The following is a 12,178-nucleotide window of genomic DNA, read 5'->3' on the forward strand; positions in this document are numbered from 1 at the left end:
CGTCGTGGAGAGGGAAACAACCCTGACCAACAGCTAAGGCCCCCAATTCGTGGCTAAGTGGGAAAGCATGTGAGACTTCCAAAACAACCAGGAGGTTGGCTTAGAAGCAGCCATCCTTTAAAGATAGCGTAACAGCTCACTGGTCTAATCAAGAGGTCTTGCGGCGAAGATGTAACGGGGCTCAAGCCACGAGCCGAAGCTTTGGATGCACCTTAGGGTGCGTGGTAGCGGAGCGTTCTGTGATATAGAACGCTGCCTCTTTAGCCCAGCAATGGTCTACGGAGGCAATGTTCTGACTGTGAAGCCGGGCCGTGAGGCAACCGGTGGAGTGATCAGAAGTGAGAATGTTGACATGAGTAGCGACAAACAGGGTGAGAGACCCTGTCGCCGAAAGTCCAAGGGTTCCTGCTTAAAGCTAATCTGAGCAGGGTAAGCCGGCCCCTAAGGCGAGGCCGAAAGGCGTAGTCGATGGGAACCAGGTTAATATTCCTGGGCCAGGAGATGGTGACGGATCCCAAAGGTAGTTCGATCTTAACGGATTGATCGGGCTGCTCAGGGGTCCCTGGAAATAGCCCTCCACAAGACCGTACCCGAAACCGACACAGGTGGACTGGTAGAGAATACCAAGGCGCTTGAGAGAACCACATTTAAGGAACTCGGCAAAATACCTCCGTAAGTTCGCGAGAAGGAGGCCCGGTTTTTGCGCAAGCAGAGGCCGGGGGCACAAACCAGGGGGTGGCGACTGTTTACTAAAAACACAGGGCTCTGCGAAGTCGTAAGACGACGTATAGGGTCTGACGCCTGCCCGGTGCCGGAAGGTTAAAAGGAGATGTGCAAGCATTGAATTGAAGCCCCGGTAAACGGCGGCCGTAACTATAACGGTCCTAAGGTAGCGAAATTCCTTGTCGGGTAAGTTCCGACCTGCACGAATGGCGTAACGACTTCCCCGCTGTCTCAAATGTGGACTCAGCGAAATTGAATTGTCTGTGAAGATGCAGACTTCCCGCGGTTAGACGGAAAGACCCCATGCACCTTTACTACAACTTCGCACTGGCATCAGGATTGCGATGTGCAGGATAGGCGGTAGGCTTTGAAGCGGGGACGCTAGTCCTCGTGGAGCCATCCTTGAGATACCGCCCTTCGCACTCTTGATGTCTAACCGCGGCCCGTTATCCGGGTCCGGGACCCTGCGTGGTGGGTAGTTTGACTGGGGCGGTCGCCTCCCAAACAGTAACGGAGGCGCGCGAAGGTTGGCTCAGACCGGTCGGAAATCGGTCGTTGAGTGCAATGGCAGAAGCCAGCCTGACTGCAAGACTGACAAGTCGAGCAGAGACGAAAGTCGGCCATAGTGATCCGGTGGTCCCGAGTGGAAGGGCCATCGCTCAACGGATAAAAGGTACGCTGGGGATAACAGGCTGATGATGCCCAAGAGTCCATATCGACGGCATCGTTTGGCACCTCGATGTCGGCTCATCTCATCCTGGGGCTGGAGCAGGTCCCAAGGGTATGGCTGTTCGCCATTTAAAGAGGTACGTGAGCTGGGTTTAGAACGTCGTGAGACAGTTCGGTCCCTATCTGCCGTGGGTGTTGGAGACTTGAGAGGAGTTGCCCCTAGTACGAGAGGACCGGGGTGAACGTTCCACTGGTGGACCAGTTGTCGTGCCAACGGCAGTGCTGGGTAGCTATGAACGGACAGGATAAACGCTGAAGGCATCTAAGCGTGAAGCCCCCCTCAAAACAAGGTCTCCCTTGAGAGCCGTGGAAGACCACCACGTCGATAGGCCGGAGATGTAAGTGCAGCAATGCATTCAGTTGACCGGTACTAATGGCTCGATAGGCTTGATTTGATCCGGAAGAAGCAGGATTACCCCCGCTTCCTCCAAAGCATCCTTGGACAATATCAGATCCCGCAAGGGGTCCGACGCTGAGCGTTTCTTTCCTGGTCTGGTGGCCCTAGCGCGAGCAAAACACCCGATCCCATCCCGAACTCGGCCGTTAAGTGCCGCTGCGCCGATGGTACTGCGTCTCAAGACGTGGGAGAGTAGGTCACCGCCAGACCTGGAAAGAAACGCATATCTCTCCGAAACGATAACAAACCCGATCAGGACACATATGGCGCGGGGTAGAGCAGCCCGGTAGCTCGTCAGGCTCATAACCTGAAGGCCGCAGGTTCAAATCCTGCCCCCGCAACCAAAAATGCTAATACTATCAAAGACTTCAAAGCCGGGCGTAACGCTCGGCCTTCGGCGTTCCAAATTCTTGTCAACACATGGTCAACGTTTTACGAGGCCCCCATCAAGGGTGCAGACAATCGTGCAGAAGACGACCATCACAGCGCCAACTCGTAGTGCGTGTTGCGCCCGCCGCCTTCGCCCTTCCGGAGCAGACCGAGGTCCAGTAGAGCCCCGATGTCACGGTTCGCCGTGTCCTGCGAGCACTTGGCGATCACCGCCCACTTCGACGAGGTCATCTTGCCTTCGAACCCATCGAGCAGGCGATTCAGCACCTTGATTTGGCGCTCGTTCAGCGCCAGCCCTGCAGTGCGTTCCCAGAACTGCCCCTTGGCGACGACCGCCGCCAAGACACCATCTGCGCCGTGGATGGCACGGCCGAGGCAGTCGAGGAACCACAGGATCCAAGCCGTGACGTCCGTGCCGCCCTTCTGGGTGCGCTCAAGCTGGTCGTAGTACGCGTTTCGCTCGGTCCTGATCTGCGCGGACATGCTGTAGAACCGCTGCGAGCTCCCCTCCGACCGGGCAAGCGCCAGGTCAGCGATGGCGCGGGCGATGCGCCCGTTGCCGTCCTCGAAGGGGTGGATCGTCACAAACCACAGATGCGCCAGTGCCGCCTTGATCACAGGGTCGGTGGCCAAGGGCGCGTTGAGCCATGTGAGGAAGGCTTCCATCTCCGCCGCGATCCGCGGTGCGGGCGGGGCCGAGTAGTGAACCTTCTCCCGGCCATAGGGCCCTGACACCACCTGCATCGGGCCGGTGCTGTCATCGCGCCAGTCCCCGACGATGATCTTCGTCATGCCGCTGCGGCCGGTGGGGAACAACGCCGCATGCCATCCGAAAAGGCGCTCGGCGGTGAGCGGGGCCTGAAAGTTCCGCGTTGCGTCCAGCATCACCTCGACGATGCCTTCCACATTGCGATCGGTTGGAGGCAGGGCGCCAATGTCGATGCCAAGCCGTCGGGCGAGGGATGACCGCACCTGTGTGGCGTCCAGAAGCTCGCCCTCGATCTCGCTTGTCTTGACAACGTCCTGCGTCAGCGTCTGCAGAACCGCCTCTTCGCGCAGACTGAAGCCCAGCGCCTCCATACGGCCGATCAATCGTCCTTGCTCGTGACGGACGGCAGCCAGGAGCGCGGCAATGCTGCCATCCTGCCAGGTCAGCCGTGGCCAGTCCTCTTGCTCCCAGATGTACACCACATTCTCCGCATAACGTGCGGCGATTGTTGTCCGAATTCTCCGCAAGCGCAAGTAAAAACACCGCAAGATATGCGGAGAATGATGGGCCTATTCTCCGCATTTCCGCTATGCCCTGACCAGTTGGTGCACTTAAGGCTGTGATGATCCCTCGGACTTTGGGTCATCCTGTCCGAGGTTTTGTAACACAAGAAGCCGTTCCGGACAGCTTGGACATCTGTGCCGCGGCTTCTCCGACAGTCGCTCGGCCTTGGTCAGAATGGTGATCAACACCGCATCGGAATGCTGCGCGAGCCGGATCAGATGCTCCCCGCTCGGCCCGCGTTCGCCGGACAGCCAATACTTGGCCGTCCGCTCACTCGCTCCGGTCCAGCGCATCACCGTCTTGATGGCCTGATGCGTCGGTCCCAGTTCGCGGCGCAGGGCATCGGCAATGGCCTTGCGATAGGCGGTCTGATCGGCGTCCAGGTGCACAGTTGTGCCCATTTTCGGCACAGATGTGCCCATCTTGATCCGCATCGCGGCGTCCTCCTCCGGTAAACCTGTGGAGAAGACAACACAGCGGCAGATTCCATTTTGCGCCCCAGCCAATACCCCGGGTACGACCAGACGGAGACGCCTGCGTAAACTGATCGGGAGACGGGAATGGCAGGCAGAGAGCTGCCCTCAAGAAAAGATCCGGCGAACTCCCCGCCACGGCGCCGTGCGGCTGGATATGTGCGCATGTCGACGGACCATCAGAAATACTCGACCGAAAACCAGTCGGATGCGATCCGCAAGTACGCGGAGGAACGCGGCTTTGAATTGGTCCGCTCCTATGCCGATGCCGGAAAGAGCGGGCTGAGGATCGAGGGTCGCGAGGCACTGCAGCAGCTGATCCAGGATGTACAAGACGGCACCGCGGATTTCGAGGTGATCCTTGTCTATGACGTCAGCCGATGGGGCCGTTTTCAGGATGCCGATGAATCCGCCTATTACGAATACATCTGCCGTCGCGCCAACAAGCAGGTCGAGTATTGCGCCGAGCAATTCGAAAATGATGGCGGGCCGGTTGCCACGATCGTCAAGAGCGTCAAGCGCGCAATGGCCGGGGAATACAGCCGGGAACTTTCCAACAAGGTCTTTATCGGTCAGTGCCGCCTGATCGAACGCGGCTTCCGTCAAGGCGGTGCGGCGGGTTTTGGTCTTCGCCGGGTCTTGCTTGATGAACGCGGTGAGGTGAAGGCCGAGCTGAAGCGTGGAGAGCACAAGAGCTTGCAGACAGACCGGGTGATCCTAGTGCCCGGGCCGGACGCCGAGGTCCGGACGGTGCGCTGGATCTATAGCCGGTTCCTCAAGCACGGCCGTTCGGAAAGCGAGATCGCCGCTGAACTGAATGAGCGCGGGATCCTGACCGATCTTGGCCGGGCCTGGACCCGGGCCACGGTCCATCAGATCCTGACCAACGAGAAATACATCGGCAACAACGTCTACAACCGGCGCTCCTTCAAACTGAAGCAGAAGCGGGTGGCGAATGGCCCTGAGATGTGGATCCGTTCGGAAGGGGCGTTCGATGCCATCGTCGAGCCGAAACAGTTTCAGAAAGTGCAGGCGATCATAGCCGCCCGCAACCGCCGATTCTCGGACGACGAGATGTTGGATCGGCTGACCCGGCTCTTCCAGCGTCACGGCTACATATCCGGTCTGGTGATCGACGAGGCCGACGGAATGCCGTCCAGCGGCGCCTATGCCCACCGGTTCGGCAGCCTGATCCGGGCCTATTCCCTCGTTGGCTTCACACCGGACCGGGACTACCACTACATCGAAGTGAATCGCTTGCTGCGGCTGTTCCACGGCGACGAGGTGGAGCGTGTGATCCGCGAGATCACCCGACTCGGCGGCACCGTGACGCGAAATCCGGCGACCGACCTGCTGACGATCAATGGCGAATTCACCGTCTCCGTCGCTGTCGCCCGCTGTCGCGAAACCTCCACCGGCGGCCTGCGCTGGAAAATCCGTTTCGACACCGGCCTCGTGCCCGACATCACCATCGCCATCCGGATGGACCGAACGAACACCGCCGCGCTCGACTATTACCTGCTGCCCCAATTCGAGATGCGAACAAAACCCCTGGGGCTTGCCGAGGAGAATGGCCTGATGCTGGACGCTTTCCGATTTGAAACGCTGGATTTCTTCTTCGACATGGCCCGCCGCGTTCCGGTTGCCGAGGTGACACCATGGTGAGCGAAGTCGAGATGCAGGACGAAGTGCAGATGATCCCGATTGCCTCCATTACCGTGGAAAACCCGCGCGAACGGTCGGAAAAGACCTTCCGCGCGCTTGTCGACAGTATCGGCAGGGTTGGGCTGAAAAAGCCGATCACCGTCGCCCGGGTCGATGAAGAGGCGGGAGTGTCCTATCGTCTGGTCTGCGGTCAGGGTCGGATGGAGGCTTATGTCGCCCTTGGGGAAACCCAGATTCCGGCCATCGTCGTGGATGCGAGCGAGCCCGAGCGCCTTCTGCGCAGCGTGATCGAGAACATCGCCCGCCGCCAGCAGCGGCCGCTCGAGCTGTTGCAGGACATCGCCATCCTGCGCGACCGGGGCTACTCGGATCATCAGATCGCCGACAAGACGGGGCTTTCCCTCGCCTATGTCCATGAAATCGGCGAGTTGATCGCCAACGGTGAAGAACGCCTGCTGATCGCGGTCGAAACCGGGCAGATGCCGCTCAGCGTCGCGCTCTACATCACGCGTGCCGAGGAGAAGGACGTGCAGAAGGCGCTTGAGGCCGCCTATGCCTCGGGTGAACTGCGCGGGAAGAAGCTTCTGGAAGCGCGGCGGCTGGTTGAGTTGCGCCAGCGCCATGGCAAGCAGCGAGGTGGTGCGCGCAACAAACAGCCACGAGCGCGAATGACATCTGCCGCGCTGGTCAAAGCCTATCGCGCCGAGGCGGAGCGTCAGCAGGACATGGTTCGGAGGGCACAAGCGACGCGGAGCAGCTTGCTGTTTCTCGATGCGGCATTTCAGTCTCTGCTGAAGGACGAGAACTTTCTGACGCTGCTCCGTGCCGAGGGCCTCGACAGCTTGCCGCGCATCATCATCGACGGGTTGCGGGAACCAAGAGCATGACACAGACAGGAAAAATGCCTCCGCCGAAGAGCCCGGGATTCGAGGCGAACCTGCGCACGATCCCGATTGATGCGATCCTTCCGGTCAAGCAGTTGCCAGTCACCGTGCCCAAGAGTCAGAAATATGGGCAGATCGCCGCGTCGATCCGCGAGGTCGGGCTGATCGAACCGCCGGTGGTCGCCCGCGCGCTTGGGCAGGACGGCTCCTTCATCCTTCTGGATGGCCATGTTCGGCTGCATGTTCTGAAGGAAATGGGCGAGACGACCGTCACCTGCCTGGTGGCGACCGACGACGAATCCTTCACCTACAACAAGCGCATCAGCCGCCTCGCCACGATCCAGGAGCACAAGATGATCCTGCGCGCGGTCGAGCGCGGCGTATCGGAGGCCCGTATCGCGGCAGCCTTGAATGTGAACATCGCGTTGATCCGACAGAAGCGGACCCTGCTGAATGGCATCTGTCCGGAGGCGGCCGAACTGCTGAAGGCCCGCCACTGCCCGATCAACAGCTTCCGGTCCCTGCGGAAGATGAAGCCCCTGCGGCAGATTCAGGCGGCAGAACTGATGATCGCGGCTAACAACTACACGGTGCCCTATGTCGAGGCGATCCTCGCAGCATCTGACGCCACAGACCTGGTTGACCCGGCTGCAAAGAAGCCACCTGCAGGCGTAACACGCGAACAAGCCGAGCGAATGAAGGCCGAGATGGCCAACCTGCAAAAGAACATAAAGCTTATCGAAGGCACCCTTGGGCCAGATCACCTTCGGCTGGTGGTGGCCGGTCGCTATGTCGAGCGGCTTTTGCAGAATGACCGTCTCGCCCGCTACCTCGACAAGAACCACGGTGAAATCCTCGGCGAGTTTCGCCAGATCGTGGCGGGCCTCGTGCAGCCTGCGTCCACGACGGAAGCGAGGAGAATCGAGACCGAGTAGTTCGGCAACTTTCCTTCTTTCGACGATGGGGACCCGGACCCGAAAGCGCGGGGACCGCAGGAGACGCCGGACAGAGGGCCGGATCAAGTGCGGCGGCGGGGATGGCGGCGAACCCGCTCGGAGCCCGCCAGGCTGGTTTGAGTTTTCACCGGCCCAATGGTCGGTGTCCGGCCATTGAAACAAGCGGGCGCATTCACCGCCGAAGGTGAATGCGCCCGTTTATCATAGCGAAGCCCCGAAGTTTCTCGTGCCACTGGAACCCGAATCTTCTGTGGCGGACGGAGGTGCATTCGCTCAGCAGCCTGTAACAGCTTTTACCGGCACGCGCGCGCTTGATCCCGCAACACGGCGTACTCGCTGAGCATCCGGACGACGACGGCCCCTTCCGGCAGGGCTTCCACCTCGTCGGCGGCGTGCGCCTGCTCAGCGCTGGTGTAGTCCACCACCGGCGGGCAGGGTGCGCGGGTGTCAGAACCTGCCGTTGCGCAGGCGCTGAGCCAGAGCATCACGATCAGGAGGGCGGCGGTTGGCGGCGTCGAGCATCTGGCGGTGGACGGCATCGTTTCTCTCTCTGGCATCATGCCGTTCGGCGGCACGCCCGGCGCGCTCGCCTGCGCGGCGGAGGTTCAGCAGGAACAGCAGGATCGCTGCGGCGGTGAGGATCAGGCCCAGCGCTTTTCGCCCCGGGCCATGGGTGAGGATCCAGCCGATCACCGCTGGCCCCGTTTCCAGTCATCGAGCCGGGCGTGGATGGTGACGGCGATGCCGATCAGCGCGATGGCAATCAGCACCCAGCGCAGCGTGTCTAGGCTCCAGACTCATTGATTGTCAAAGCCAGAACATGACGGTTGTGGCGAGGGCGATGGCGGACAGGAAGGTCTTGGCGCACCTGTCATAGCGGGTTGCTACACGGCGCCAGTCCTTCAGCCCACCGAACATGATCTCGATGCGGTTGCGGCGCTTGTAGCGGCGCTTGTCGTATCGAACAGCCCTGCTGCGTGACTTCCGGCCTAGGATGCAGGGGCGTATCCCCTTGTCTTTCAACGCTTCCCGGAACCAGTCTGCATCATACCCTCTATCCGCAATCAGCCATTCGGCAGAGGGCAGACTGCCCAACAGGGCGGCGGCTCCGGTGTCGTCACTGACCTGGCCTGCTGTCACGAAGAACTTCAGCGGACGGCCTTTAGCGTCAGTGACAGCATGCAGCTTGGTGTTCAGTCCGCCCTTGGTGCGCCCGATCAGTCGGCCGCGCTGGTCGTCTGGCCCCCCTTTTTTGCCCGCAGGCTCGAAGCCGTGCGGTGCGCCTTGAGATACGTCGCGTCGATCATCACGACTTTCTCCTCGCTGCCTTCGGAGGCCAGCCCCTCCATCATTCGGGCAAAGACCCCCATATCGCCCCAACGCTTCCACCGGTAGTAGAGGGTCTTGGGCGGACCATATTCCCGGGGCGCATCGCACCACCGCAAGCCATTGCGATTGATGAAAATTATGCCGCTCAGCACGCGCCGGTCATCGACCCGCGGCTTGCCATGGCTCTTTGGAAAGAATGGCTTCAGCCGCTCCATCTGTTCGTCCGTCAGCCAGAAAAGGTTGCTCATCTCCATCCCGTCAGTTCGGGGGCTTGAATCATGCAGGCCCGGCGGCCTCAAGCCAATCAATGGGTCCTGACCCTAGGCAAACAGTTCGGTGCTGTCTTTGCCTCCCGCTCACCCGCCACATCATCGAATTCCCGTCCATCACCCTCCAGCAGTGCTACGCTCCCATTCAGCTTCTGCCAGCGCGCCACGGCGACATCGACATATGGATCCTGGCGGACCGGGGCTATGATGCTGACTGGCTGCGAAAAGCGTTGCAGCACAGAGAGTCAAAAACCTGCATTCCCGGCCTGCAATACCGCAAGAAAACCGCGAAATACGACAAGCGCCGCCATAAACGCCGCAATCGCATCGAGATCATGTTCGGTCGCCTGAAGGAGTGGAGACGTGTTGCCGTGCGTTACGACGGGTGTCCGGAGACATACCTCTCCGCAATCGCATTGGCTGCCACCGTTATGTTCTCGCTGTGATCAAGAACGAGTCCTGACCCTACGAAAGAAAGCCATTCCCGTTCATTCGCCCGCGATCCACGCTTGGTGCGTATCGGGGTCGACTGACATGGGAGCCGCGCCCGGAGGCTGCGGCTTCTGGCGGACCCGAGGGCGGCGTTCAGCCGGCCTGCCGGAAGCTCGGTCTCTGGGCGGGGCTGTCGGCGGCGAGGGTGAAGCTGCTGACCATCTTCGTCAGGTCGCGCACCTCGGCGTCCAGCAGGGAGCTGGTCGCATTCGCCTGTTCGACCATCGCGGCGTTCTGCTGGGTCACGTCGTCCAGGTACCGGACGGTGCTGTTGATCTCGGAGATGCTCAGCGACTGGCGTTGGGCGGTGGCCGACATCTCGGTCACGATCCCCTCGATCTCGCTGAAGACGGCGACGATGTCGGCCAGCGCCTGATGCGTCGCGCCGACCAGGGACACGCCATGCGTCGTCTGCTGGACGCTGCGGTCGATCAGCGACTGGATCGTGCGCACCGCCTCGGCCGAACGCTGTGCCAGGGCGCGCACCTCGGCCGCGACCACCGCGAAGCCGCGGCCGGCATCGCCCGCGCGGGCCGCCTCGACCCCTGCGTTCAGCGCCAGGAGATTCGTCTGGAAGGCGATCTCGCTGATCACGCCGATGATCTGGCCCATCTCTCCGGCGCTGGCCGAGACCTCGTCCATCGCGCTGCGGGTCTGGTCCATGATCTGGCTGCCATGGGCCGCGACCTCGCGGGCGCGGGCGGCCATCTCCTCGGCCTTGCGGCTGCGCTGCGCGCTGTCGCGCACGGCGTCGGTCATCTCGTTGAGGGCGGCGGCAGTCTCCTCCAGGCTGGCCGCCTGCTGCTCGGTGCGGCGCGCCAGGTCATCGGACGCGGCAGCGATCTCTCCGGTGCCGTTGCCGATCTGCCCGGCGGAGTGGCGCACCGATCCGATGATGCCGGCCAGCTGCTCGATCGTTTCGTTGAAGCGGGTGCGGGCCGAGAGTTCGGGGTCCAGCCGGGCGGTCAGGTCGCCTTCGGCCAGCCGCGACAGCGCGGTCGAGAGCGCGTCGAAGGCCTGCTGCTGGGCCCGCTCGACGGCATGGCGGCGCTGGTCGATCTGCTCCAGATAGGTCGAGATCGACAGGTCGATGTCCAGAAGCACCGCCCGGATCAGCGCCGAGATGTCGGAGGCCAGACGCTCGCGCCCCGCGGTGCGCAGGGTGCGCCGGTTCTGGACCATGTCGCGGATGACGTGATCCAGCACCACGCCGTAGCCGCCGATGTACCAGCGCGGTTCCAGCCCGATGCGGGCATGGACGGCGCCGATCCGGCGCACGGACTGGCCGTAGTCCTGTCCATAGTCGGCCGAGACGATTCGCGTCCAGTGACCGGCCTGGCTGGCGCGGGCGCGGTCGGTGTGGCTCTTGTCGGTGAAGAAGCTGCGCAGGACCGGGGTCGCCGCGACCTTGTCGTAGAACGCGCCCAAGGCCGGGCCGACGCTGGCCTCGATCTGCGGGGCGAGCACCTTGAGGCGCGCACGGGTCTGGTCGTCCAGGCCGAGAAAGTCGAGGCGCGCCTCCAGTTCGATCGAGGCGTTCGTGTCTTGGGTGATCACCGCTTATCCTTTCACATGGCTCGGGCGGACCCGGCCAGCATAGGATGCGGCGATTAAGGAAGCCTGAATCCCGAACGGAAAAGTTCACGTTTTGCGGTGGGGGATAAGGTGCAGGATTCTGTTGCCAGGCTCCTGCGGGCCCCGCCTTACGCTGCTAGGCGCAAGGGCTTAGGTTTCGATCTTGCGGACTGCTTACGCAGCCAGCGCGACCGGAGCACGGTTGTCATTGGCAACTGTACGTTTTGCACCGATAACGGTGGTGGCTCACCGAGACAAAGCATAACCCCTTTAGACGTTCGTCGATCCTGTTTCGACCCCATTCGCCCCCAATGAGGGATGGTTGGTGGAGTCGCCGGGTACCGCCCCCGGGTCCGATCCGCTTATTACGAGCGCGTTTATGTCCATAGTCCCGATTTCTCGGGACATCCCAGATATAGGACAGCCCGCGCCGCGCCGCAAGACGCTCAACCGATTGTCAGCGCCTGCGCGGGCCGCGGCCATTGCCCCCCGCAGGGCCGGGATGGCACAAGCATGTCATGACACAGAACCCCGCCACCCCCCGCGTCGATGCCGCGCTGATCGCGCTGCGCCGCATCCTGCGCGCGACCGAGCAGTACGAACGCGACCTGGCCCAAGCCGCGGGGCTGACCCCGGCCAAGCTGCGCGTCTTGCAGATCCTGTCGGGGCAGGAGGGCCGCCAAGCCACGCCCACGGCGCTGGCAACGCGCATGGGCGTCAGCCAGGCCACGGTGACGGCGCTGGTCGATCAGCTGGACCGGCGCGGCCTGACCGAGCGCCGGCGCTCCAGCGCCGACCGGCGGCAGATGCACGTGATCCTGACCCAGGCCGGGACGGAGGCCCTGCGCCAGGCCCCCGACGCGCTGCAGCAGCAGTTCGTCAGCGGCTTTCACGCCCTGCAGGACTGGGAGCAGTCGCAGCTGGTGGCATCGCTTGAGCGCGTCGCGGCGATGCTGAACGCGCAGGGCATCGACGCCTCTCCGGTGCTGACACTGGGAGAGATCGACGCCCCGCGCTGAGGGA

Annotated in this window: 10 protein-coding genes, 1 tRNA gene, 2 rRNA genes, 1 other RNA gene and 2 pseudogenes (1 of these 16 running past the window's edge); 8 read left to right on the forward strand and 8 right to left on the reverse strand. The window is 62.1% G+C overall.

From position 1 onward, the window contains the following. From AACG61_RS05155 to AACG61_RS05165, 3 genes are all read left to right on the forward strand, one after another. Positions 1–1,847 (forward strand): 23S ribosomal RNA (locus AACG61_RS05155); it begins 986 nt to the left of the window's first position. Positions 1,848–1,943: 96 nt separating this feature from the next. Beyond that, a 5S ribosomal RNA gene (gene rrf / locus AACG61_RS05160) occupies positions 1,944–2,058 on the forward strand. 58 nt (positions 2,059–2,116) lie between these two features. Continuing rightward, a tRNA-Met gene (locus AACG61_RS05165) sits at positions 2,117–2,193 on the forward strand. 136 nt (positions 2,194–2,329) lie between these two features. On the opposite strand, the gene AACG61_RS05170 is transcribed toward AACG61_RS05165, so the two are convergent. Both AACG61_RS05170 and AACG61_RS05175 read right to left on the reverse strand, forming a co-directional pair. Beyond that, complete coding sequence (locus tag AACG61_RS05170; RefSeq protein WP_411838941.1) at positions 2,330–3,427, reverse strand: Fic family protein; 1,098 nt, start codon at positions 3,425–3,427, stop codon at positions 2,330–2,332. Positions 3,428–3,559: 132 nt separating this feature from the next. Then, positions 3,560–3,946: a hypothetical protein gene (locus AACG61_RS05175; RefSeq protein WP_074556212.1), complete on the reverse strand. Its 387-nt coding sequence runs from the start codon at positions 3,944–3,946 to the stop codon at positions 3,560–3,562. Positions 3,947–4,150: 204 nt separating this feature from the next. Here AACG61_RS05175 and AACG61_RS05180 point away from each other — a divergent pair, with 204 nt between their 5' ends. From AACG61_RS05180 to AACG61_RS05190, 3 genes are read left to right on the forward strand one after another with little or no spacing between them, the layout of a single operon-like run. Then, on the forward strand, positions 4,151–5,650 hold the full coding sequence (locus AACG61_RS05180) for a recombinase family protein (protein ID WP_139182533.1): 1,500 nt from the start codon (positions 4,151–4,153) through the stop codon (positions 5,648–5,650). Then, complete coding sequence (locus tag AACG61_RS05185) at positions 5,644–6,537, forward strand: ParB/RepB/Spo0J family partition protein (RefSeq protein WP_411838942.1); 894 nt, start codon at positions 5,644–5,646, stop codon at positions 6,535–6,537. The genes AACG61_RS05180 and AACG61_RS05185 overlap by 7 nt, the downstream gene beginning before the upstream one ends. Then, a complete protein-coding gene (locus AACG61_RS05190) occupies positions 6,534–7,469 on the forward strand; it encodes a plasmid partitioning protein RepB C-terminal domain-containing protein (protein WP_081348982.1) in 936 nt (311 codons plus the stop codon). Before AACG61_RS05185 ends, AACG61_RS05190 begins: the two co-directional genes overlap by 4 nt. 314 nt (positions 7,470–7,783) lie before the next feature. On the opposite strand, the gene AACG61_RS05195 is transcribed toward AACG61_RS05190, so the two are convergent. The 4 genes and pseudogenes from AACG61_RS05195 to AACG61_RS05210 all read right to left on the reverse strand — a co-directional run bounded on the left by AACG61_RS05195 (position 7,784) and on the right by AACG61_RS05210 (position 9,067). Further along, complete coding sequence (locus AACG61_RS05195; protein WP_411838943.1) at positions 7,784–7,915, reverse strand: hypothetical protein; 132 nt, start codon at positions 7,913–7,915, stop codon at positions 7,784–7,786. Between the two features lie 22 nt (positions 7,916–7,937). Beyond that, positions 7,938–8,183, reverse strand: coding sequence for a hypothetical protein (locus AACG61_RS05200; RefSeq protein WP_411838944.1), 246 nt, complete (start codon positions 8,181–8,183; stop codon positions 7,938–7,940). Beyond that, positions 8,180–8,278 (reverse strand): annotated as a pseudogene (locus AACG61_RS05205) (peptidase M15); the annotation flags it as partial. The pseudogene AACG61_RS05205 and the gene AACG61_RS05200, both read right to left, overlap by 4 nt. A 19-nt stretch (positions 8,279–8,297) precedes the next feature. After that, positions 8,298–9,067 (reverse strand): IS5 family transposase gene (locus AACG61_RS05210; protein WP_411838945.1). Its coding sequence is split into 2 segments (ribosomal slippage): positions 8,298–8,731 and positions 8,731–9,067, totalling 771 coding nucleotides; the frame shifts between segments, so codons are not numbered across the junction. A gap of 203 nt (positions 9,068–9,270) precedes the next feature. Between AACG61_RS05210 and AACG61_RS05215 the strand changes: the two are divergent. After that, a pseudogene (locus AACG61_RS05215) lies at positions 9,271–9,534 on the forward strand (transposase); the annotation flags it as partial. A 139-nt stretch (positions 9,535–9,673) separates the two neighbouring features. Here AACG61_RS05215 and AACG61_RS05220 read toward each other — a convergent pair. Together AACG61_RS05220 and ssrA are read right to left on the reverse strand one after the other, a co-directional pair. Next, complete coding sequence (locus tag AACG61_RS05220) at positions 9,674–11,137, reverse strand: methyl-accepting chemotaxis protein (protein ID WP_411838946.1); 1,464 nt, start codon at positions 11,135–11,137, stop codon at positions 9,674–9,676. A gap of 107 nt (positions 11,138–11,244) precedes the next feature. After that, positions 11,245–11,600, reverse strand: a transfer-messenger RNA (tmRNA) gene (gene ssrA / locus AACG61_RS05225). 73 nt (positions 11,601–11,673) lie between these two features. Between ssrA and AACG61_RS05230 the strand changes: the two genes are divergently transcribed. Continuing rightward, positions 11,674–12,174, forward strand: a complete 501-nt coding sequence (locus AACG61_RS05230) for a MarR family winged helix-turn-helix transcriptional regulator (protein ID WP_411838947.1) — start codon at positions 11,674–11,676, stop codon at positions 12,172–12,174. The last annotated feature ends 4 nt before the right edge of the window (positions 12,175–12,178 follow it).

Source organism: Paracoccus sp. ME4 (assembly GCF_046736325.1).
Classification (GTDB): Bacteria; Pseudomonadota; Alphaproteobacteria; order Rhodobacterales; family Rhodobacteraceae; genus Paracoccus.